This is a genomic window from uncultured Eubacterium sp. (genome assembly GCF_937958975.1).
Taxonomy (GTDB): Bacteria; Bacillota; Clostridia; order Lachnospirales; family Lachnospiraceae; genus Eubacterium_G.
Genome location: NZ_CALGRE010000057.1, coordinates 1 through 23,965, shown reverse-complemented (window position 1 = coordinate 23,965; position 23,965 = coordinate 1). Strand labels below are relative to the sequence as shown.

The 23,965-nt window shown below is 34.9% G+C and carries 23 protein-coding genes; 20 read left to right on the top strand and 3 right to left on the bottom strand.

The genetic code is table 11. The features are described 5' to 3' along the window. Positions 1 to 390 (top strand): hypothetical protein (locus Q5O86_RS10580; protein WP_302627117.1); only part of this gene is annotated, 390 nt, incomplete at its 5' end. Positions 391 to 426: 36 nt separating this feature from the next. Next, positions 427 to 582 carry a cysteine-rich KTR domain-containing protein gene (locus Q5O86_RS10575; protein ID WP_302627118.1) on the top strand — a complete coding sequence of 52 codons (156 nt, stop codon included), beginning with the start codon at positions 427 to 429 and terminating at the stop codon, positions 580 to 582. Here the strand turns inward: Q5O86_RS10575 and Q5O86_RS10570 are convergent. Next, the gene (locus Q5O86_RS10570) at positions 549 to 746 is read right to left on the bottom strand and encodes a hypothetical protein (protein ID WP_302627116.1); all 198 of its coding nucleotides are present in this window, start codon (positions 744 to 746) and stop codon (positions 549 to 551) included. The two genes, Q5O86_RS10575 and Q5O86_RS10570, sit on opposite strands and share 34 nt — an antisense overlap. 316 nt (positions 747 to 1,062) lie before the next feature. Here Q5O86_RS10570 and Q5O86_RS10565 point away from each other — a divergent pair, with 316 nt between their 5' ends. The 10 genes from Q5O86_RS10565 (at position 1,063) to Q5O86_RS10520 (ending at position 11,882) form a co-directional block, all read left to right on the top strand. Beyond that, positions 1,063 to 1,743 (top strand): response regulator transcription factor, encoded by a 681-nt coding sequence (locus tag Q5O86_RS10565; RefSeq protein WP_302627115.1) that lies wholly within the window; start codon positions 1,063 to 1,065, stop codon positions 1,741 to 1,743. Then, positions 1,731 to 2,933 (top strand): HAMP domain-containing sensor histidine kinase, encoded by a 1,203-nt coding sequence (locus Q5O86_RS10560; protein WP_302627114.1) that lies wholly within the window; start codon positions 1,731 to 1,733, stop codon positions 2,931 to 2,933. The genes Q5O86_RS10565 and Q5O86_RS10560 overlap by 13 nt, the downstream gene beginning before the upstream one ends. A 71-nt stretch (positions 2,934 to 3,004) precedes the next feature. After that, positions 3,005 to 3,880, top strand: a complete 876-nt coding sequence (locus Q5O86_RS10555; RefSeq protein ID WP_302627113.1) for an ABC transporter ATP-binding protein — start codon at positions 3,005 to 3,007, stop codon at positions 3,878 to 3,880. Beyond that, complete coding sequence (locus tag Q5O86_RS10550) at positions 3,881 to 5,272, top strand: ABC transporter permease (protein WP_302627112.1); 1,392 nt, start codon at positions 3,881 to 3,883, stop codon at positions 5,270 to 5,272. It abuts the gene before it with no gap. Then, on the top strand, positions 5,229 to 5,852 hold the full coding sequence (locus tag Q5O86_RS10545; protein WP_302627111.1) for a hypothetical protein: 624 nt from the start codon (positions 5,229 to 5,231) through the stop codon (positions 5,850 to 5,852). The genes Q5O86_RS10550 and Q5O86_RS10545 overlap by 44 nt, the downstream gene beginning before the upstream one ends. A gap of 258 nt (positions 5,853 to 6,110) precedes the next feature. Next, the gene (locus tag Q5O86_RS10540; RefSeq protein WP_302627110.1) at positions 6,111 to 6,548 is read left to right on the top strand and encodes a zinc ribbon domain-containing protein; all 438 of its coding nucleotides are present in this window, start codon (positions 6,111 to 6,113) and stop codon (positions 6,546 to 6,548) included. Between the two features lie 361 nt (positions 6,549 to 6,909). Further along, complete coding sequence (locus Q5O86_RS10535; protein WP_302627109.1) at positions 6,910 to 8,604, top strand: DUF4434 domain-containing protein; 1,695 nt, start codon at positions 6,910 to 6,912, stop codon at positions 8,602 to 8,604. A gap of 63 nt (positions 8,605 to 8,667) precedes the next feature. Then, complete coding sequence (locus Q5O86_RS10530) at positions 8,668 to 9,141, top strand: hypothetical protein (protein ID WP_302627108.1); 474 nt, start codon at positions 8,668 to 8,670, stop codon at positions 9,139 to 9,141. A gap of 97 nt (positions 9,142 to 9,238) precedes the next feature. Next, positions 9,239 to 9,805: a DUF305 domain-containing protein gene (locus Q5O86_RS10525; RefSeq protein WP_302627107.1), complete on the top strand. Its 567-nt coding sequence runs from the start codon at positions 9,239 to 9,241 to the stop codon at positions 9,803 to 9,805. 163 nt (positions 9,806 to 9,968) lie between these two features. Continuing rightward, positions 9,969 to 11,882: a C69 family dipeptidase gene (locus tag Q5O86_RS10520; RefSeq protein WP_302627106.1), complete on the top strand. Its 1,914-nt coding sequence runs from the start codon at positions 9,969 to 9,971 to the stop codon at positions 11,880 to 11,882. Between the two features lie 151 nt (positions 11,883 to 12,033). On the opposite strand, the gene Q5O86_RS10515 is transcribed toward Q5O86_RS10520, so the two are convergent. Together Q5O86_RS10515 and Q5O86_RS10510 are read right to left on the bottom strand one after the other, a co-directional pair. After that, entirely contained in the window at positions 12,034 to 12,501 is a 468-nt protein-coding gene (locus tag Q5O86_RS10515) for a YbaK/EbsC family protein (RefSeq protein ID WP_302627105.1), read from the bottom strand. Positions 12,502 to 12,523: 22 nt separating this feature from the next. After that, complete coding sequence (locus tag Q5O86_RS10510; RefSeq protein WP_302627104.1) at positions 12,524 to 13,081, bottom strand: helix-turn-helix domain-containing protein; 558 nt, start codon at positions 13,079 to 13,081, stop codon at positions 12,524 to 12,526. Positions 13,082 to 13,306: 225 nt separating this feature from the next. On the opposite strand from Q5O86_RS10510, the gene Q5O86_RS10505 reads away from it, so the two are divergent. The 8 genes from Q5O86_RS10505 to Q5O86_RS10470 all read left to right on the top strand — a co-directional run bounded on the left by Q5O86_RS10505 (position 13,307) and on the right by Q5O86_RS10470 (position 23,847). Then, positions 13,307 to 17,317, top strand: coding sequence for a family 43 glycosylhydrolase (locus tag Q5O86_RS10505; protein WP_302627103.1), 4,011 nt, complete (start codon positions 13,307 to 13,309; stop codon positions 17,315 to 17,317). 218 nt (positions 17,318 to 17,535) lie between these two features. Continuing rightward, complete coding sequence (ybaK, locus tag Q5O86_RS10500; protein ID WP_302627102.1) at positions 17,536 to 18,018, top strand: Cys-tRNA(Pro) deacylase; 483 nt, start codon at positions 17,536 to 17,538, stop codon at positions 18,016 to 18,018. Between the two features lie 209 nt (positions 18,019 to 18,227). Next, a complete protein-coding gene (locus Q5O86_RS10495) occupies positions 18,228 to 19,538 on the top strand; it encodes an FAD-dependent oxidoreductase (RefSeq protein ID WP_302627101.1) in 1,311 nt (436 codons plus the stop codon). 46 nt (positions 19,539 to 19,584) lie between these two features. Next, on the top strand, positions 19,585 to 20,862 hold the full coding sequence (locus Q5O86_RS10490) for a peptidoglycan-binding protein (RefSeq protein ID WP_302627100.1): 1,278 nt from the start codon (positions 19,585 to 19,587) through the stop codon (positions 20,860 to 20,862). A 69-nt stretch (positions 20,863 to 20,931) separates the two neighbouring features. After that, positions 20,932 to 21,513 carry an isochorismatase family cysteine hydrolase gene (locus tag Q5O86_RS10485; RefSeq protein ID WP_302627099.1) on the top strand — a complete coding sequence of 194 codons (582 nt, stop codon included), beginning with the start codon at positions 20,932 to 20,934 and terminating at the stop codon, positions 21,511 to 21,513. 70 nt (positions 21,514 to 21,583) lie between these two features. Next, positions 21,584 to 22,255: a hypothetical protein gene (locus Q5O86_RS10480; protein ID WP_302627098.1), complete on the top strand. Its 672-nt coding sequence runs from the start codon at positions 21,584 to 21,586 to the stop codon at positions 22,253 to 22,255. Between the two features lie 10 nt (positions 22,256 to 22,265). After that, on the top strand, positions 22,266 to 22,613 hold the full coding sequence (locus tag Q5O86_RS10475) for a helix-turn-helix domain-containing protein (protein WP_302627097.1): 348 nt from the start codon (positions 22,266 to 22,268) through the stop codon (positions 22,611 to 22,613). Positions 22,614 to 22,767: 154 nt separating this feature from the next. Beyond that, a complete protein-coding gene (locus Q5O86_RS10470; RefSeq protein ID WP_302627096.1) occupies positions 22,768 to 23,847 on the top strand; it encodes a carbamoyl phosphate synthase small subunit in 1,080 nt (359 codons plus the stop codon). The last annotated feature ends 118 nt before the right edge of the window (positions 23,848 to 23,965 follow it).

Below are 23,965 nucleotides of genomic sequence, written 5' to 3'. Positions count from 1 at the left end.
ATGGCACGAGTGCTAAAAAGTGGTGGCAAATTTGTTTTTATTGATATGGAAGCCACAGAGGAAAATTTACGGACAACGCAGGACAAAATAGAAACGCTGCGTGAACCGTCACATATCCGAAATTTGAGCCAAGCAGAAATGTTGAAGTTATATTCAGACAATCATCTCGTTGTGGAAAAGCATGATAGTACAAGAATGACAAAGAATTTGTCTGAATGGTTGGATTTCACAAAAACACCGATAGGCGTTAGGCGTGATATTACAAGTCTATTTGTAGATGATTTAGAGGGCATAAGCAAAACTGGTTTACAGCCATATCAAACGGATGAAGGAATATGCTTTAACCACAAGTGGACTATGATAATCGGCAGAAAGCCACAGGCGATATAATCGGCAGGCATGAATATGAGCTAATCTACAGAATGGATATATTGTGCTATTTGCAATAATAAGACAAGAAACAAAATTAGAGAAGATACAATATTAAAAAATTATCCTCTCTACTGCCCGAAATGCAAACAGGAATCTTTGATTGAAGTCAAAAGTTTTCAAATAACAGTTATCACAGTGCCAGACGCATAGACGTAGAGCCGATGAACGTGTGAAATAAAGTCATAGTTCATTGGCTTTAAGTCAATAAGATAATCATAACTAACATCAAAGAGCTGTGCAAATGCTCTGATTTCATAATCTTTCACATATCTTTTATTTGTTTCAATTGGTATAATTGAACATAAGAAAAACATTGATGGAATCGTATTGAATGCGGGAGAGGAAGAAGTAGTATCGGAGAAAGGACTAATAAGAGCAGTTTTGTGGATTATCGACCATGCTCCCAAAACAGAATAAATATTGGATAAAAAGTTGAATTTTTTTACATCGTCTCACTATCTATTAGGTTGGCATATGGAACTTGGAAAACAGTCGAAAAGGCTTTTAGTTCAATATCTGTTTCATATCTTTTTTAATAAAATTAATTTTAATGAGGAAATTAAAAATTGGCGAAAAGTTGACTTTTTCGTGATATAAAGTTTCTATCTTGTTGATAAGGAGTGAAAAATATTGAAAGAGAAATATAAAATCTTACTTGTAGATGATGAACAATCCATTTTAGATATGTTGAAATTACAACTCGAATTTGATGGATATGCTGTTTACGTTGCCAGTAGCGCAAAAGAAGCTTTGGATAAATTAGCCTGCTCGCCAGATATCATTTTATTAGATATCAATATGGCTGGAATGAATGGTTTGGACTTATGTGTATCTATTCGTGATTTCATTTCTTGTCCGATTATTTTTCTTACTGCCAGAGTATCAGAACAGGATAAAATCAATGGACTTATGGCTGGTGGAGATGATTACATTACAAAGCCGTTTTCCGTAAATGAATTGTTGGCAAGAATTTCTGCACATTTACGGCGTGAACAAAGAAGTCATAATAAGACGAAAAGTAAATTTTCAGAAGAACTTGTTATTGATTATTCAGACAGAAGTCTTTACATCAAAGGAAACAAAATTGAATTGTCAAATAAAGAATTTGAAATTATTCAATTACTATCTTCAAATGCAGGACAGGTTTTTGATAGAGAAAAAATTTACGAATGTATCTGGGGGATTGACGGTAATGGAGATAGTGTTGTTATTAAAGAACACATACGAAAAATAAGACTGAAATTTAGTGAATTTACGGATAAAGCATATATTATTACGGTTTGGGGAGTTGGATATAAATGGGAAAAATAAAAGAAACTTTTCAAAAAATGTCATTAAAAAAATCTCTCTTATTATTAGCGGTGTTCTGTCTTAGTCTGGTTAGTGTGCTTTCGATTGTTACAATATTGAAATTTTCAAATATCCAGCAAGAAATACTTGATACCAGACCTATTATTATTACTGGATATATAACAGATAATATAAATGAACATAATACGGAAACAGAAAGCGGAATGATTGTTACACCGCAGATATATTCACATGGAGAACTTCCCTCAAAAAGTAAAATGCATTACTGGGGGGTTACTGTTCTTATGATAGCTTTACCTATCATCTATATTATAATCGCTTCTTTTATGGTAGCAAAATTATATTACAAATGGAAATTACAGATACCGCTTGAACATCTGAAAAATGGTATGTACCACATTTCACAGCAGGATTTAGATTTTCAGATACCATATACTTCTAATGATGAATTAGGACAGTTATGTGATACATTTGAACACATGAAGAATGAGATTTATATAAGCAATCGTAAAATGTGGGATATGCTACAAGAAAGAAAAGCTCTGACTGCTTCTGTTTCACATGATTTAAGAACGCCGATTACAGTTATCAATGGTTATCTTGATTATTTAGAAAAAGCAATCGAAAGAGAAACTCTTACAAGTGAAATTTTACAGACAACAATTAAAAATATGACAGAAGCTGTTGAACGATTAAAACGATATGTAGAGTGTGTGAAAGATATACAAAAAATGGAAGATATTGAAATCAAAAAAGAGAAGTACAATTTGAAAGAACTTATTACCAACATAACAAGAGAATTTTCTATTTTAGCGACAAAGCAAAGTAAAAAACTCATTATACAGGATTTTTCAAAGTCTACTTCTATAACAACAGATAAAGCTATGTTGTTAAAAATTTTAGAAAACGTTTTTGACAACGCACTCCGCTTTTCGTATGAAAAAATTATATTTTCAATCGAAGAAAAAAAGGAATATCTGTATTTCTCAATACAGGATGATGGCGTAGGATTTACATCAGAAGAATTAAAATCTGCTACTTCTTTCTTTTTCAGTTCTTCTACGAATGGTGGGAACTTTGGCATAGGATTATCAATTTGTAAGATACTTTGCGAAAAATTGGGTGGCGATATATGCTTAGATAATACCGCCGAGCATGGAGCTATTATTACAATTAAGATTAAAAAATAAGCGGAAACTTTTCTAAAAATTGACTTTTATATGAAATAATCTCCTTACAGAAAACGTAAGGAGGTTTTTTTATGGAAATTAAAATTGAACACTTGAATAAAAATTATGGGAAACAATGTGCCTTAAAAGATATATCTTTGCATATTCCCATTGGTATGTATGGTTTGCTGGGCGAAAATGGGGCTGGCAAAACAACGTTTATGCGAATATTAGCTACATTATTGGAGCAGTCAACTGGAACTATAGAAATCAATGGAATTGATATAAAAAGAAAAAAAGAAATCCGAAAAATAATTGGTTATCTTCCACAGGAATTTTCAGTATATCCTAATATGACGGTTTATTCTGCTTTAGATTATCTTGGGATTTTGGCGGAACTTCCTAAGAATATTCGTAAGAAGCGTACCAATGAACTTTTGAGGCAAGTGAATTTAGAACAAGAGAAGAATAAACGATTTAAAAATTTATCTGGTGGTATGAAACGTCGTTTCGGTATTGCACAGGCATTGTTAAGTAACCCTCAAATTTTGATTATTGATGAACCAACGGCAGGACTTGACCCAGAAGAAAGATTACGTTTCTATAATCTTCTTTCTGGATTAGCAATGGAAAGGATTATTTTATTATCTACGCATATAGCAAGTGATATTGAAGCCACCTGCTCTAAAGTAGCTGTTTTATCTGCCGGAACTGTTATTTTTGAAGGGCAAATAGAGAAGCTGTTACAACTTGGAGCTGGAAAAGTCTATACCACTACGATTATGCCAAATGAATTAAATCAGTTTAAAAAGAAATATCGTGTTATCAGTATTCATCAAAATGGAGCAGATGTATCTTGTCGTTTTTTATCAGACACTTCTCCACAAAAGGAATGGTTTTCCAGTCAGCCTACGATAGAGGACAGTTATATGTATCTTTTATCAAGTTTTAAGCAGGGGGTGGAATAAATGCTGTTTATCAAAGAATTGAAAAAAATTTGCTTTAGTTTTGTATATGTACTGTTTATTGGCTTTGTGCTTTTTAGCTGGCATGAAAATTTTTACGGTGTAACAACGAAAGAAATATCTGCTTCGCAGGGAAATGATATGTCTATTTCTTCTAAACTGACAGGTGGCTCAATACTGAAAAAACCAGAGAAAGAAGCAGAAAGTTATGGAATGAAAAATAAAGAAGTGCCGGAAAAAATTATGTGTGGTGGTACGGATAAGCTAATTATGGAATATCTTGCAAACTCTTATGCAACATACCCTTTTGGTTATTATAAGGAAATTATTTTGAATGAAAATGAACAAAAAGAGATTTTAGATATAATCAAGGAGATAACAGGGTTAAATGAACAGCAGATTAATAATCTTCCAGATGATTATTTTCCTGCTGTGAATGGAAATATCTTTCACATTGGAGCTAATGGAGAAGAGACGAATGAGGGTTTTACATTTAATCCGGCAGAAAGTGATATAACTCAAAAATCGAATGATTTTACCGAAAATTTCATATCACAAGTATCTTATGAACGATTTAAGGAACTTATGACAAAAGTAGAAGATATTGTTGGAAATGGTTCTAGTTATTCTATGGAAACATTAACAGAATATTATGGGCAGTCTGAAATGACGTATGAAGAAGCAATGAATGAATATGATAAAACAATTTATGAGGATAAGGTTTCTACTGCTTTTGCAAGATTGTTTTGTGATTATATGACAAGGGATTTAGGCTTATATCCTGTGTTTTTAGTAGTTATCTTCTGGTTAAAGGATAGACGAAATCGTATGAATGAGTTGATTGACTGTAAACAGATTGGAACTATAAAACTTATTACTATTCGCTTTCTGGCAATGCTTGCAGCTGTTATGATACCGATATTTGTTTTGAGCTTAGAGTCGTTAATCCCATTGGTTGAATTTTCTGCTGATACAGGTATTGTAATAGATGTGTTCGCTTTTCTGAAATATATTGTATGGTGGCTGTTGCCGACAGCAATGATTGTTACTTCCTTGGGAATGTTTTTGACGATTTTAACAGCTACTCCGATAGCTGTTTTAGTACAGATTATATGGTGGTTTGTTGATTCATCTATGACAAGATTGTCGGGGGACACAAATATTTATACGTTAATGATACGTCATAATATATTGCAAGGTTCTGAACTTATCAATCAAGATTTTATTTTGATTTGTTTGAATAGAGGATTGCTTGTGATTTTATCTTTGATATTGGTAGGATTATCTGTTGCAATGTATAACAAGAAAAGAGGTGGAAAGTTAAACTATGATTTCAACTTGCAAAAGCATTTTGGATTTTTTAAGAATAGATTTACCGCTCACATTCAAAAATAGCTTGTTGTTGGCGGTTGGCTATACATTCCTTATCCCTGTAATAAGAGGAATTTCTAATTTAGATAACATTCATTCCGCAGATGTATTCGGACAATCCTTGGCTCTGATTGGGATATTTCTTTTAATTCCTATAACCAAACAAGAATTGGAAGTTGCGGTAAAAGAGATTGTTTATACGAAAGCATGGTCATATAGAAAGAGTGTATGTATTCGGCTGATATGCGGTTTTCTACTGATTGTAATTATGGTTACTGTATTTGCAGGTATCATGCAACTTCAAAACTGCGATTTCCCATTTTTAGAATATGTGTCTGTAACCATTTTGTATGCTGTTTTTCTAGGGCTTTTAGGACTTCTTCTTTCACAACTGGGGAGTAATGTCATTATCGGTTACTTGGCTTCACTAGGGTATTGGTCTTTCTGTCAATTTGAAATTTTAACAGAAGAAAATGCATCATTTCTATTTCCGATTATAAATGGAGAAATAGATACGGAAAGACTACTAATTCTTGTAATCATAAATATATGCTTACTGGTGCTTTTCTTTTGGGTAGTAAAAAGGACCAAAGGAAAAGTTTAACGAATATTATTTAGAGGAGATTATCTTATGGAAAGTTTTAAACAACATACTATACGTTCCAACACAGCATAATCTTAAAATAATTGCATATTTTAGTTTTTTAGCTCGTACAGACTATTTGTTTTGTGCGGGCTTTTTTCGTACAAAAATTTTTTTGATTTTCTTTTCCATTTATGCAACAAATCACACTTCACAGCAACAGCCAGTTGCTTGTTAATCTAATAATATAATGGTATATTGTTTTCGGAGGTGATTATTATGGAAATTAAGGATATTTTATTGAAACTTAGGACAAAAAATAGCTTGTCTCAGGACGAACTTGCAGAAAGGATATTTGTTACCCGCCAAGCAGTGTCACGTTGGGAAAATGGAGAAACTGTACCAAACACGGAAACACTTAAGTTGCTGTCAAAATTGTTTGATGTATCAATAAACACGCTTTTAGGTGAACCGAGACAGCTTATTTGCCAGTGTTGTGGCATGCCACTAGATGATTCAACTATTAGCAAGGAAAATGATGGTTATTTTAATGAGGATTATTGTAAATGGTGCTATGCTGATGGTGAGTTCAAATATACAAGCAAGGAACAATTGATTGATTTTTGTGTTGAACATATGTCAAATGAAAGCTGGCCGCCGGAACAAGTTAGAGCTCATATGGAGGCAGTTGTACCAGGTTTAAAACATTGGAAATAATCAAATGTCAAAAATGGGATTTCATATATAAAACATTATTAGTATTGAACAAGAAAATGGAAAAGGGAATGGAAAAATTGGGAGCGACTAAGACCATATAAATGAGTGATTGGACTGTGGGAATAATCCTACAGTCCTTTTGAGATTTTTATGATTGGGAAAACTAATTACTCTAGACAAATTTGTTGATATGAAATCCATTTATGAGATTGCTTGTATAGAATAATCAGAAATATATATAAATTGTACCAAATTATAACAATAACACATTGTGATATGCATGGAATAAAGCTATAATTATGTAAAAATATATTATATCGTAGATTAATACTGATTATATGTAATGAAAAGGGAGGAAAAAATGAAATTTTACAAAATATTATTGTCTTTATTTTTAGTTTTAGGGTTATCTCTAGGGGGAATGCACCCATGTGATACTTTCGGCGCTTCCCATGACAGTGAAACTCCACTAATTTCAGGAAGTTTTCTACAGGGATGGATGTGCCGTGACTGGAGTCAGGAGCGATGGAATCAGGAATTAGCAGCAATGAAATCATTGGGGATGAAAACTCTCATTCTTCAAAGTTCTTATGACTGGGCAACGACTGCCTCTGTAAGTTCTGAATATGGGCAGGATTGGAGCAAATATACTACGACCAGTCGTTACAGTCTTTATCCTACAGAAATTCCGGAGTTAAAAGGTGCAAATAATTCCATGGACCAGTTAAAACAGGCACTTGCTGCTGCAAAAGAGAATGATATGACAATTTATATCGGTTTAGTCAGTGATGACAGGTGGTGGAAATTTGGCTGGGGGATTCCGACAGCTGCATCTTCAAATGCAGATTTGGCAACAGAATCTTATTTTGCTCAATGGTGTGCTTATAATGGAGAAGTTTCTGCAAAAATGATTACAGAAATTTGGAATCGTTATAGTTCTGATTATGCAGAGCAGATTGGTGGATGGTACTATAACAATGAGATATGGAATTTTGATTCAGCCTGCGCAGGTACAGACAATGGTGTTTATTCTCAGATTCTTGCAGATAATTTTAATACATATCTGAAAGCAATTGAGCAGAATTGTCCGGATAAGCCCCTAATGCTGTCACCATATTTTAATCGTACACTTTCTACCGGAACACAGTATTGTAATTTTTGGAAATCGGTTTTTGCAAAGACAAATTTTAAATTAGGCGATATTTTTGCACCACAAGACTGCATTGGCGAGCATCCGGACAAAATTGATACAGCGCCGGAATGGATTGGAAAGCTTGCAGAAGCAGCCAAAACGAAAGAAGGACTTCGTTTTTGGGTCAATAACGAAACCTTTACTGCATCATATAGTTCAGCCTCTGTAGACAGGGTTATTTCTCAGATTGAGGCAACAAGGCAATATGCAGAGACACATATCTTGTTTTCATGGAATCATTATTACAATCCAATTTATAATAGTGCGTTTCAAAGTTACAATGACCAATTGGCTGCATATATAGAAGAACAGAAAACTCCGCCGGTGTCCAATAAAATTGATGGTGGAATAGAGATTAACGGATTCCAAATTAGTACAAATATTCAAGGATTTAGGACAATTTATTCTGTTGAAAATAAAATTGACGGAAAAGATGTTGTAGGATGTGGATTGATTTATTCTCTATCTGATTATGTTACTGGGGATGAAATCTGTATGGAGAGTGAGAATGTATATGTAAAGAGCTGTGCAGGCACAATTGACTTGGGGCAACACGCGAATCAATTTTCTAATTCTGAAACAGCGGCAAGTTTTGCAATGACGATGCGTTTTGCGGAAAAGACATCAGCAGAATTTCAGACCAAATATAGTATTAAAGCATACGCTCTTCTTTCGGATGGTACATATGTATATAGTGATGTCGAAGAATTTACAATTTTTGATGTTGCCGGTGAGTTGTATAATAATAGTATGATGAATCATTATGATGCACATAATTACCTATACACAAATATTCTTAAGATTGTTGATGCGAACTATAGGGAGAAAGAGTTTGTTTGGAAAAATACAGTTGCAAAGCAATAATGTATTTAAATCATAAGAACTTATTTTCAGAATAATACATAATGTAAAGAAAAAAGGTTTTTTATGGATTATACAAACTATGTGCCTATATTGGGAACAATTTTAAGTATTACAAATGAGGGAGACTGTTGCAGTCAGATGATGTCTCTGCGCACAGGAAATGGAATTGTCAACTTTAGAATCAATTCTGAGACGACGGTGATAGACAGCAGGCAGCTTCGGGTGGGAATGCAGGTGGCAGCATTTTACGACAGTAGTCTTCCGGTTCCGCTTATTTTTCCACCACAGTATACCGCACAGCTGGTTACTGTAGTGGGCAGAAACGAGCAGGTAATGATAAATCAATTCAATAATAATTTAGTTGCTACGGATAATTCGTTACAGCTTAATGTTGCAAGAAATACGATTGTAAGAACTATCAATGGACAAAATTTTAATTGTAATCTTGGAAATCAGAATCTATTAGTTTATTATACGGTAACTACAAGAAGTATACCGCCACAGACTACACCGAGAAAAATAGTAGTATTATGCTAAATACTAAGAGATAAGAAAGTTGTATCCGTTAAATACACCATATTTTAATCTTAAAATGAATATAATAAATAAAATGTAATAAATTAGGAAATAAAATATGTATCAGTGCAAGTTTAGTAATGTTACAAAAAATTATTTAAATGCATTTTATGGTATCCTGGAAGAAATGATTCAGGGGATGACGAGAGCAGAACTTACAGACAGTATATCTCATAATTTTATTGTACAAATGATTCCGCATCATAAAGCTGCGATTGAAATGTCAAAAAATCTTTTACAGTATACGACTTGTGTTTCTTTGCAGAATATTGCTTTGCAAATTGTGGAGGAACAGACAAAGAGTATTGAAAATATGTTGGAAATCGAAAATTATTGTTCTGAACTTGTCAACTCATGCGAAGATGTAAACTTGTATGAGAGAAGAGTAGGTCAAATTATAGACGTTATGTTTTCTGAAATGAGTAATTCTTGTACAACAAATCAACTGAATGACAATTTTATGAGAGAGATGATTCCTCATCATGAAGGTGCCATCAAAATGTCAAGGAATGCACTTCAATATGATATTTGCCCCGAATTAATACCGATTTTAGAAGCAATTATTGTTTCACAGGAAAAAGGGGTTATACAGATGAAACAATTATTGTGCAATAAATGTTGTTAAATAGTGTATAAATATACACATAAACTATTGACTAATTGCATAAATATGCATATAATTAACAAAGTACAACGGAGTATCACTTAGGTGAATCTCCGTTGTATTCATGTGCGTGGATAAAAATAAAGACGGGCTACGCAGGTTTTATCAGAGAAGGAGGAGACAAATGAGAAAAATTATGACAGCGCTTGCCATTGTTGTAGGTATGACAATAGCAATGGCAATACCGGCAATGGCATGTACATCTTACTATGTAGGTTCAGATTGTACCGCAGACGGTTCCATTATGTATGGTCGTACAGAAGATTTGAAATCTTACGGTGATAAGGTATTTAAAGTGATTCCGGCTGAGGAAGTAGGAGAGAATGCTGTATATACTGACACTACAGGGGCAACAAACTTTAGCGGACCAATCAAGGTGACAAAAACATATCGTTATACCGTTGTTCGTGACTGTATTGAGGCTGCTGACGGTTTTTTTGGTGAAGCAGGTGAAAATGAGCTGGGGGTATCAATGTCAGCTACCACATCGGCTTCCGCATCAAGGAATGTAACAAAGTTTGATACATATGTTAGAGGAACAGGTATTACGGAAGAAAATCTGGTAGATTATATTTTATGTCAGGCTTCAAGTGCGAGGGATGGTGTAGAGATTCTGGCAAATGTAATCGATACAATTGGCGCCGGTGAGGGAAATGGACTATTTATTGCAGACCAAAACGAAGTATGGTATTTTGAAATGCTTACAGGGCATAATTATTGTGCAATTAAGCTTCCAAAGGACAAGGCTGCTATTATTCCAAACTGTCTTGTAATCGGAGATGTTGATTTAACAGATACAGAAAATGTAATTGCATCAAAAAATCTTGTATCATTGGCAAAGGAAAATGGATTTTATGTTGAGGCAGTGAATCAGGGAGATATCAATGTAAAATTGTCTTATGTAGGAAACGGATACTCAGCAGGAAATGCAGATAGAATCCGTGGTGGGCAGTATTTATTATCCGGAAATGACAATGAAGCAATTTATACAGATAATTTCCAGGATATGTTCTTTACATGTGCTGATATTACAGTGGAGAAACTTTATGAATTAGCGGGATACCGCTATGAAGGTATGGATTTTGGAGAAAGAAAGATATCAAGAATGATAGGTGTTCCTTCTTCTATGGAATGCCATATTTTTCAGATTCGTCCGAACATGCCGGCAGAGTTAGCAACCGTTGAGTGGTTGTGTATGAACAGTGCAGACCTTTCTGTATTTGTACCATTTTATACAGCAGCAATGACGGATACATCAGACTCTTATAAGATGGAAGCATACTCCTATAATGATGACTCTGCTTATTGGGCATTTCGTGCTGTGAGTGTTTTAGCAAATGCGAATAGAAGCAGATATGCTGATGCTATTAAGAATTTTTACAAGACATATATGACAAAACTAGAAGCTGCTCAGAGTACAGTAGATGCACAAATGATGGAAATCTATAAAAAGAATCCTGAATTAGTCCAGTATTATGCAACACAATTAGGTATTGCTATTGGAGAAAAAACAATCGGTTATAGCAAACGTTTAAAAGGTGCCATTCTTTTTGATATGGCAAGATATGACCAGAGTAGTAACCCTAGAGCATTTTCCTTAAATGTAAATTCGGATGACTTTGTATATGATATTTCAATGGTAAAAGAACCGCAGGAGGAGACAACAGAAGAAATTACCACATCTGGAAATGAAGAAATATCATCAGAAGTGGAAACAACAGGTGTAAAAGCTCCGAAAAAGGTTAAGTTTGCTAAGATTCCAGCAAAGAAATTATCTTCTAAAAAAGTTAAACTTTCCATCAAAAAAATTAAGAATGTTGCAGGGTATACAGTTCAAATTTCAAAATCAAAGAAATTTACAGATAAACAGGTTTTAGTAAAAAAGAATGTTAAAAAGGTAAGTGTAACAATTCGCTCTAAAAAACTTAAGAATAAGAAAAAATTATATGTGAGAGTAAGAGCTTACAAAGTTGATGCGTATGGAAATAAAATTTATGGTAAATGGTCCGGCGTTAAAAGAATTAAGGTAAAAAAATAATATTTTAAAAACAAACAATATAAAATGTGAAGTCGCAGCATTTCGACTTCACATTTTTTGTATAAATGACGAGAAAAAATAATTAACTTTCTAAATTGATTTTGACCACCGCATACAATCCCGGAATGTGTCTGATGATGTTTCCGGTGATTTAATACAGTTTACATACATCTACCCATTTAACATAATTAGAATATTTTTCTAATTCTTCTATGGATAACTCGATTGCGCTGTTACTGCTCCCGCAAGCCGGATAAACTGTAGGAAAACGACGCAAAGAACAATCAAGATAAACAGTAACGTCTTTATTTATGGCAAAGGGACAAACGCCGCCAATACTATGACCGATAAATTTTTCTACATCTGTTGGGGATAGCATTTTAGCTTTCGTATTAAATTCTGATTTGTATTTGGGATTGTCTATTTTGGCATCTCCTGCCATAACAACTAAAATAGGATTCTCTTTTACCATAAAAGAAAGTGTTTTTGCTATTCGGCAAGGTTCACAGTGCAGAGCCTTGGCAGCAAGTTCTACGGTTGCACTGGATACATTAAATTCCCGTATGCGGCTTTCTAAATTAAATTCTTTAAAATATTCTTTTACTTTTTCAATTGCCATATTGAATCTCCTTATTAATTTTTTAATATCGTGGATAATAAATGGTGTTATAGATAGTACAGTCTTCATGAAAAGGGTTATTATAAGCGTGAGGAATATCTGCACGAAAACGGATGGCTTGTTTTTCCTCTAAGATAATTTCTTTATCATTTAATATAAGTTGTAATTTTCCGGTAAGGACGAAAACATATTCTTCAACACCTTCGTTATGTTTTTCTGATGTGTGTTGACATCCTTTATCAAATTCAATATAAAAAGTCTCGACATTGCGAATTGGGTCATAAGTAAATAAAGGATAGGCTCTCATATTCCCATTATCCTCGGTGATAACATTTTTAGTTGTAATTTTAGCAATTGTGTATTCGGTTTGTGGTTCTTCTAAAAACGAGGAAAGGGGAACTTTTAATCCGGTTGCAATTTTCCAAAGTGTTGTTATAGTTGGAATAGATTTTCCACGTTCAATCTGTCCAAGCATTGGTTTGCTGACACCCGTCAAATTGGCAACAGTATCTAAGGTTTTTTGTTGCGATAACCGTATTTTTTTCAAATTTTCTCCGATTTCAAAATTACTAATATTCATAATACTCCTTTATAGAAAGATGATATAACATATATTTAGTATAATATAACATATAAAGATAAAAAAACAAAGCATTTATTAGGATAATTAAAATTGACGAAAAGAAGATAAGTGCTATATTGTTTGAAAATATAGACCTTTATAGAAAAATAATACCTTATCCTAATAATTGTTATTTTGATACTATAAAATAGTATGAGATTATATTAAAAAGGGAGGTATAAGATGAAGGGACTTGTTAAAATGGTGATTACGGGAATACTGGCAGTTATTCTTGTAATTACTCAGGTATGCAGCGGATATAATATTCCGCAAGCTGAAGCGGCAGATATTGATGTAAGCAATGATGCGGATATTGATGAGAATGCTGTTTATCGAATTATAAATGTTGCAACAGGTAAATGTATTGATGTTCCGAATAGAAACACAGATGACAATACAGAATTACAGACATATACCAACAATGGTACTGTTGCACAGGAGTTTAAATTTATTAAGTCGGTGGATAAGGGGTATTATGTGATAATACCAATGTGTGGACAGACCAAAGCAATTGATGATACATCACGCTCAACAGAAGATGGAAAAGTTCAGCAGATTTACCAGCAAAATGGAAATGAGGCTCAGGATTTTAGAGTTGTCACAGCAGGAAATGGAACTTATCGTATTATCAATAGAGTCAGCAAGAAAGCTTTACAGGACGAGGGAAGTTTACAGCAGAAAACAGTTGCCAATGATAATAAGCAGTTGTGGAAAATTGAACAGGTGAGACAGACAAATAGTTTTACGAATCCTATTCGATATTCAGGAGCGGACCCTTGGGTTATCAGAGCAGGAGATTCTTACTATCTATGTCAGTCAAGTGGTGGAGTAGGTTTATATAAGATGGATAAGTTAGACCAATTAGGTGTGGCGAAATATATAAAAATATTCCAGAATGATTATGTGGGAAGCGAGACCTTGTCATCCTATTGGGCGCCGGAAATTATGTATCTCCAGGGAAGATGGTATGTGTATTTTGCACCGGAAGTAAACAGAGGGGGAAATGACAGCCATAGAACTTATGTGTTACAGGGTGGTTCAAATCCGAACGACCCGACAGATGGTGCTTATGTATTGAAGGGCAGACTGGCAGATGTAAATGATAAGTGGTCGATTGATGCCACAGCTTTTGAGTACAATGGAAAACTTTACAGTGTATGGTCAGGCTGGGAAGGTGATACGAATGTAAGCCAGAAAATATATATTGCAGAGATGAGTAATCCATGGACCCTGTCTACCAATAGAGTTTGTATATCAACACCAACTTACAATTGGGAGACAAATACATCTCCGCAGGTAAATGAGGGGCCGGAAGTTCTAATTAAGAATAATAAAGTACATATTATTTATTCTGCCAGCGGAAGCTGGACAGACAGTTATTGTTTGGGAAGATTGACATGTTCCGATGGTAATTTTTTAAATCCATCTTCATGGAGCAAGGCAAGTCAGCCGGTATTTCAGCAGACAGATTCTGTATATGGACCGGGACATGCATCTTTTGTACAGTCAAAAGACGGCACACAGGATTGGATTGTCTACCATGCAGCGAGATATAAAGGTGGCGGATGGACAAGAGACGTTCGCATGCAGTTATTCACATGGAATGGTGATAATCCATATTTTGGGGAACCTATTGCGAATGGAGTAGAAATAGCAAAGCCATCGGATACAGATTTTTCGGCGGTAGATACAAAAGAGTATTATACAATACGAAATGTCGCTACAGGCAGATGTTTAGACATTCCGAATGGTGAAGATAAAAATAGTTTACAAATTCGCACATGGGAATCCAATAAGTCGGCGGCACAACAGTATATGTTTAAAGAAGCAAGTAAGGGTTGGTATACGATTGTACCAAAATGTGCACCGACAAGGGCGTTGGATAATCCTTCGGCCTCTAAAGATAAAGATAAGCAATATCAGACATGGGAACAAAATCAAAACATTGCGCAGAACTTTAGATTAGAGCAGTTATCGGATGGAAAGTTTCGAATTATTAATCAGGCAAGTTTATTTGCTCTGACAGATATGGGTGAGAGTAATAGCTATGCAGTAAAACAGCAGGCATTGACCAATGATGATAATCAGAAGTGGGAAATTGTAATTACAAATCCTACGGGTGGAACAGCCGGCCGCACAAAAATTCCCGGAACAGGAGAGGAAATGTACAGCAATAATTTCTCCAATGACAGAGGGCTTGAATATTATACGGGAACAGCAGCAAGTGATGCCAGTGTGAGTTCAAATGTTCTCACTATCGGTGGCGGAAATTCCAATAAAGTGGTTGTAGCTGACAAAAATTACAAGGATTTTGTTGTGGAAGCTGATATCATGGTAAAGGAAAATACCAGTGCTGACAGCAATCAGGGTGGAATTATTTTCAGGGTGAAAAATCCTACATCCGGCGGTACGGATGGGTATGATGGATACTACTTTGGAATTGATGGCAGGAAAAAAGAGGCAATCTTAGGAAAAGTACATGGAAGTACATGGACAGAAATTGCCAAAAGAAAGATGACAGTTGATTATAATAAATATTATCATGTGGCTGTAACTGTTTCAGGAAACGTGATAAATGGATATGTAAATTATAATGGTAAAAATTATGCTAAAGTCGTTGCGACAGATGATGATTTTAAAGAGGGTAGTGTTGGTTTCAGGCACTGGCAATGTAGTTCCTCATTTAAAAATCTGAAAGTGAGTGAGTTTACATCTCCTGACATTGGAGAGAGTTACACAAATAATGTGCTTGGCGGCTGTGCAGATCCGGATGTACTTTATCATAATGGTGTGTATTATATGTACAGTACAAATACATATGGTGCAAATCAGGGAATTAAAGTATTTACGTCTACAGATTTGGTCAATTGGACTGACAGAGGATGGGCATTATCCAAAGATAATGTTTATGGTACATCGGGATTTTGGGCGCCGGATTTGATTGAGAAGGATGGAAAATTCTATATGTACTATGTGGCAAATGAACATTTAAGTGTGGCAACAAGTGACTCACCGCTGGGACCATTTACACAGACTGCGGAAGAAAAGAAACCAATGCATGAGGGAAAAGAGATTGATGCCCATGTATTTAAGGATGATGATGGTCAGTATTATATTTATTTTGTTAGATTTTATGACAAAAATGGTACGGCAAACGGCAATCATATTTATGGTGCAAAGTTGAATCCTGATATGCGTACGATGGACGATTCGACAATAACGTGTCTAATTTCACCTGAGGCAGCGTGGGAGACAAATAAAGCGAGAGTCTGTGAAGGACCGTTTATGTTAAAGAAAGATGGCGTATATTATCTGACATATTCCGGTTCACACTTTGAGAGCAGTTCTTATGGAAGCGGATATGCTACAAGTAATAGCCCCCTTGGAACATATGCGAAATATGAGCATAATCCGATTATGCAGTCAAACTCTTTAGTCCATGGTGCGGGACACCATTGTATTACGGAGTCACCGGACGGAAAAGAAATGTTTATGGTATATCATCGCCACAGCAGCCTTACAAAGACAGAGCCGAGAGCATTGTGTATTGATAGGATGCACTTTGTAACATACAATGATGGGAAAACGGTATTGGAAGTATATGGACCTACAACAACACCACAGCCATTACCATCAGGGGTTGTGAAAGAAGACCCGGTTAAAACAATTGACGGTGGAATTGAGGTTAACGGATATCAGATTAGTGCAACCAACAAAGGCATGAGAACACTATATTCAGTAGACAGGACTATTGACGGAAAGAAAGTGGCAGGCTCCGGCATGATTTATTCTCTCTCAAAGTTTGTGAAAGAATCAGATTTGCGTGTGGATAGTACAAGTAATTATGTGAAGAGTTTTGATAGCACGAATAATGGAAAATGTACGGAAGTATTTTCAGATTCCGATTTGGCGACAAGCTATTCCATGACAGTACAGTTTACATCAAAGGTGGCAGCAGAATATAGTGATGTGTGGAAAGTTAGAGCGTATGCCAAGTTAGAAGATGGTACATATGTATATTCAGATTGTGTGGATTACTCGGCGTATCATGTTGCAGATAAACTATATCAGGGTTGTATGATGACAAATAAAACAGGTCATGACTATTTATATAATAGTATATTAAAGCTTGTAAATAATTCATATACAGCAATTGAGTATTCGGAAAGAAAATCAATTGTAGAAAATAAATAGGGGAGTGATTTTAAAAAAGGACAAGTTTTATCTTTGAATTAAATTAGGAAGAATTTTAGAGAGAATGGTGTAATCTTCGAAATGTAAGATTACACTATTTTCTTTATTGGCTTTGGTAAAAATATGAGTATAATGTAAAATATAGATATATTGTTATGGTGTGACAAAAGGTGTAACAAAATGGTTGAAGCAGAATGTAAGAATGTAGAGGGATTATAATGAAGCATAACGATGATAAAACAAATGTAATGAGACTCCTGGAACAGAAAAAAATAAAATATGAGATGCATAGTTATGTTGATACAGGAGCGGTCAGTGGCAGCGATGTGGCAAGTGTATTGGGACAAAATCCGGCTATGGTATTTAAAACTTTAGTAACAGTTGGAAAATCGAAACAACATTATGTGTTTTTGGTTCCGGTAGAGAAGGAGCTTGATTTAAAGAAGGCAGCGAGATGTGTTGAAGAAAAAAAGATTGATATGCTAAAGTCTAAAGAGTTATTAGGTCTGACCGGTTATATTCACGGCGGGTGTTCACCGATTGGAATGAAAAAGACTTTTAGGACATTTATTGATAATAGTGCCGGAAATTTTGAACATATTATATTTAGCGGTGGCAGGATAGGCTACCAAGTGGAAATATCTTTATTGGAGTTAAATAAGATTCTTAAATATGAGTTAGCAGACATAACGGTTGAGTAATAAAAATGCTCCACAGGAAGAGGAAAGTCCCCCTCGCTTCGCTACGGCGGAAAGGTGCAGAGGCGCGAAAAGGTAGTTGTCCATGCGAACCCGCACCTCGCGAAAGAGTTCGCAAGCGAACTCTTTATTCTGAAATACGATGAATTTCAAATATGCATGAAACTTTGAGTTTTGCAGAAACTAACAAAAACATGAAATGGGGAAAGTGTATGTTAAAATCGGTTTGGTCAAAGCAGCAACAAGTTTTAGAATTTGAAAAATTACAGGGAAGTATCAAGACAGATGTTTTAATTATTGGCGGTGGAATCTGTGGGATTCTCTGTGCTTATATGTTGAAAAAATCGGGAGTAGATTGTGTATTAGTAGAGGCTGATAGGGTATGTAGCGGAGTCACCGGTAAAACGACGGCTAAAATTACTTCCCAGCATGGTTTAATATATGAAAAGATTACGAAATCTGTTGGCAAAGAAAATGCTCAGATATATTTACAGGCAAATGAAGCTGCACTACAAAAGTATAGAGAACTTGCAAAAGAAATTGATTGCGACTTTGAAGAAAAGGATTCATTTATTTACACGATAACAGATAGAGAAAAAATTGAACGTGAAGTGCGTGCTGTAAATGACTTGGGATTTCATGCGGAATTTGTAGAAAGCATTCCTCTGCCATTGGAAACTGAAGGTGCGATTAAGTTTCCCCGGCAGGCGCAATACAATCCAATGAAGTTTTTGAATGAAATTATGAAAGATTTAAAAATATATGAGCATACATTGATTAAGGACCTTGCACCACATAAGGCATGGAGTGATAGTGGTGAAATTAATGCAGAAAAAATAATTGTTGCGACACATTTTCCGTTTTTAAACAAGCATGGCAGTTATTTTTTAAAACTTTATCAACATCGTTCTTATGTGATTGCACTAGAGAATGCAGAAGATGTTCGCGGAATGTATATGGACGAGAAAGAGACAGGTATGTCATTTCGAAATTATAAGAATCTTTTATTGATTGGAGGAGGAAGTCATAGAACAGGAAAAAGTGGAGGGAATTGGAAAGAATTAAGAGAGTTTGCTGCTAAAAATTATCCTTTTGCAAAAGAAAGATATGCTTGGGGAACTCAGGACTGTATGAGTCTTGATTCGATACCTTATATCGGACAATATTCGAAACGGACTCCGGATTTATATGTTGCCTCCGGTTTTAATAAATGGGGAATGACTTCGTCAATGGTGTCAGCAATACTTTTATGTGATTTGATAACAGAGAGAAAAAATGAGTGGAAAGAGGTTTTTTCACCAAGCCGTAGTATTTTGAAACCACAGCTTTTTTTGAATGGATTAGAGGCAGTAAAGAATTTACTTATACCGACGACAAAGCGTTGCCCTCATCTTGGCTGCGCTCTAAAATGGAACCCGATAGAGCATACATGGGACTGTCCATGTCACGGGTCACGGTTTCAGGAAGATGGAAAAATCATTAGTAATCCGGCAACGGGAAATGTTAGGTCTTTTTCTCGCTAATATTCATATAATATAGAGATTAAGTTTGTAAAGTAATGGTTGAAATATGCTTATTAAAATGCAGGTGAATGCACAGGATAAAGGAGAGTTGCAGGTAAATGTAGTAGATAGTGAAAATTCTCCCATCAGGGATGCCAGAGTAATTATAAGAAAACCAAGGACATTACCGGAACAACCGGTAGTTCCCAGTGATATTCTGGAGGAGTTAGAGACTGATGTTTCCGGTCAGACCCAGATTGTAGATTTAGATGCTCCGCCTTTGGAGTTAAGTTTAAATGAAAATAATGATTTAATGCCTTATGCAAATTATGATGTAGAAATAGAGGCACCGGGATATGAGACGGAGAATATTGAAAATGTTGAAATTCTTCCACAGTCTTTAGCAATTCAAAATGTAAAACTTAGAAGACTGGAAGGTGAAGCGACAGAAAATATTGTGATAGGTCCACATACTTTGTATTACGAATATCCTCCTAAAATTCCGGAGGATGATATCAAAGATATGGGTGAGCCGGGAGAAATTGTTTTAAGTCGTGTAGTAGTACCGGAATATGTAATTGTACATGATGGAACACCTTCAAGCAATGCAAAAGATTATTATGTAACATATAAAGACTATATTAAAAATGTGGCTTCTTCCGAAATATATGCTACATGGCCACAGGCTACATTAGAAGCAAATATTTTGGCAATTATGTCATTTACTTTAAACCGTGTCTATACGGAATGGTATCGAAATAAAGGTTATGATTTTACAATTACATCGTCTACGGCATATGACCAGAAATGGATTAATGGAAGAAATATTTTTGAATCCATTAGCCGTGTAGTAGACAATATATTTGACCAGTATTTATCGCTGCCGGATGTCAGACAGCCGATATTGACCCAGTATTGTGATGGAAGAAGAGTGACATGTCCGAATTGGCTGAGTCAGTGGGGCTCATGCAATTTGGGAGAACAGGGATTTTCTACTCTGGAAATAATAAGAAACTACTATGGAGATGATATGTATATAAATACTGCGGAACAGATTTCAGGAATCCCAGCTTCATGGCCGGGATATAACTTGGATATCGGTGCAAGTGGACAGAAAGTACAACAAATGCAGGAGCAGTTAGATACGATTGCTGAAGTTTATACAGCAATACCAAGGATTGCTGCGGATGGAATATTTGGCGAGAGAACTCAGGCAGCGGTCAGAGCGTTTCAGAAAATATTTGATTTACCGCAGACGGGTGTTGTGGATTTCGCAACATGGTATAAGATATCACAGATATATGTTGGAATTACAAGATTGGCAGAGGGAATACCGAGAGGATAAAAGAGAGACGAAAATAAGGGCAATACTCTATCAAAGACAGATTTGATTTGTTTTTGATAGAGTATTTATTTGAAAGGCTTGGTACGAAAAGTGAAAAAAGATTTATTGTTAATCGTAGATATGCAGAATGTATATCTTCCGGGAAATGAATGGGAATGTCCTTCTATATATGGGACAATTAGGAAAATTAGATATCTGTTGGACAAAGGAGTTGATGCGGCATTTACCAGATTTGTTAAGCCACAGCCTATTGGGACGTGGGAAAATTATAATAAAGTAAATGAAAAGATTAATAACAGCGTTTATCTAAATGATATTGTACAAGAATTAAAGTTATATACCAATAAATTTCCGGTTTATGATAAATCTACTTATTCATCATGGACAGACGAAGTAAAAGACGTGTCAGAAAAATATGACAGAATTATTTTGTGTGGTGTAGTGGCAGACTGCTGTATACTTTCTACATTATTTTCGATAATAGATAGTGGAAAAAATCTGATTTATTTAACGGACTGTATCTCAGGAAAAAGTTACGATAATGAGAAAATGATACAGAAATTAGTGAAAAATTTTTCTCCGATTCATGTGAGTATTATGGATATGAAAACTTATTGTAAAAAGTATAAACCAGCGGGGATTTCATCTTGACAATGCCAATTGTAATAACGTATCATTAAAAATGTATGTAATGTAAAAAGGTTAAGATACGGAGGCAATAATGAAAGAAACATCTAAGAAATCAATTGTAATTTTTACAACAAGTATAGTAATAATAGTTCTGGCAATTATTATTGTACTAAATATGAATGGTTATTTTGCAGGAAAGAATAATGAGATTAAAGAGACTGTAACGATACAGAGCAAAAAAATAAGCCTTGATATAGAAAAAATTGAGGCAATATGGAACGATAGTAAACTGGAAGGCAATAAAAAAGAAAATGCCTATTATAGATTTGAGTTCCCTATGTATAGAGGAGAAAGTGAAAAAGAAGCATTTAGTTTATATTTCAGATTTTATGTTGTATGCGAAGAGGGAGAAAATTATCTGGACCAGAGAATTATTTTCGGTGGATATTATAATATAGCTGATTTAGCAGAAGACAATAAAATCAATAAGAAGTTTTCTATTTCGTCGGGAAAGAATGAGATGTCATTTGATATATTCAAAGATGAAAAGAAAAAGTTTGAAGATGGTAATTCGTATAATATGATGGCATTTTCAACAGTTGATGTGGAAAAGTTACAGGAAATTGCCGGAAATAAAAATGTTAAAATAAAGATTACACTTGGAGATAAAGAATATGAATATAAATTAAAAAAAGAAGAACGAAACAAGTTAAAAGCTTTGGTAGTAAATTATTTAAATTTGCTGAAAGAGACGAATGAATAAGAGGTGAAAAATGCTTACAGAAAAACGAAAGAAAAATTTAGAAATTGGGAACAGAGTTAGGGAAATCCGGATGGATATGGATTATACACAGGAGAATATGGCATATGAACTGGGAATTTCCCTGTCGGCTTATAAAAAAATTGAGTCAGGTACAATGACAATTACAATTAAGAGCCTCAAAATATTGAAAGAGAAGTTTGGCATTTCAACCGACTACATATTGTTTGGAAAATTTAATCATATCGATGACATCGAACAGATAATTGAAGGGATGACACACGAAGAACAGGAAGAATTATATAACGAATTGGTAGATTATTTTGTGAATCAAAAAAAGAGGGTATATATGAGAAAATAGTATTGTATAAAGTCCGCTTTTCTGCTATAATATTTTCAATTTGGGCATATGTAGGAATCACATTTGCGCTCGGCGCTGGAGAGTTCGCAAGCGAACGCTTTTTTGTTTAAATTCCTACATATTTTACTATAATTTTACGAAAGGAAACACACTTATGAACGCTTTTCTAATCTTAGAAGACGGAACCGTCTTTCAAGGAACATCTATTGGAGCTACAAAAGAAATAATATCAGAAATCGTGTTTAATACATCGATGTGGGGATATTTAGAAGTGCTTACTGACCCTAGTTATGCCGGACAGGCAGTCTGTATGACATATCCGCTTATTGGAAATTACGGTATCTGCCATGAAGATATGGAGTCATTAAAGCCATGGCCGGATGCATATATCGTAAATGAATTGAGTCGTATACCTAGTAATTTCAGATGCGATGATACTATTCAAAATTTTTTAGAAGAGAATGAGATTCCGGGGATTGCAGGAATTGACACAAGAGCGCTCACGAAAATTCTCCGTGAAAAGGGTACAATGAATGGAATGATTACCACCAATGAAAATTATAATCTTGATGAGGTGCTTCCAAAGATTAGGGAATATAAGGTGACAGGAGTAGTAAAGGCAGTTTCGTGCAGAGAAAAGAAAATATTAAGTGGTGAAGGTTTTAATGTAGCCTTACTGGATATCGGAGCAAAAAATAATATTGCAGATTCTTTACATAAAAGAGGGTGTAATGTCACTGTTTATCCATGTGATACTTCTGCAGAAGAAATTATTGAGAGTAACCCGGATGGAATTATGTTGTCAAATGGACCGGGAGACCCAAAAGAGTGTGTTTATCAGATAGAACAGATTAGAAAATTATATAATACAGATATTCCAATTTTTGCGATTTGTCTGGGACATCAGTTAATGGCTCTGGCTACCGGAGCAGATACAAAGAAAATGAAATATGGTCACAGAGGTGGAAATCATCCGGTAAAGGATTTAGATTCGGGTCATGTTTATATTTCATCTCAAAATCATGGTTATATGGTGGATGGTGATACTGTAAATCCTGAAATTGCAAAAGTAGCGTTTGTGAATGTAAATGATAAAACCGTAGAGGGACTTAGATATCACAACAAGAGTATTTTTACTGTTCAGTTCCATCCGGAAGCATGTCCGGGACCACAGGATTCCGACAGACTTTTTGATGAATTTATCAATATGATGGAGGTGAAGAAAAATGCCTAGAGATTTCAGTATTAAAAAAGTATTAGGGGATCCGAATTCTATAATGAAAGGCAAAAGGCAAGTTATGCGACAGATGGAAATAAAGGCACAAGATGGGAGACAGATTATGCTGACCCAC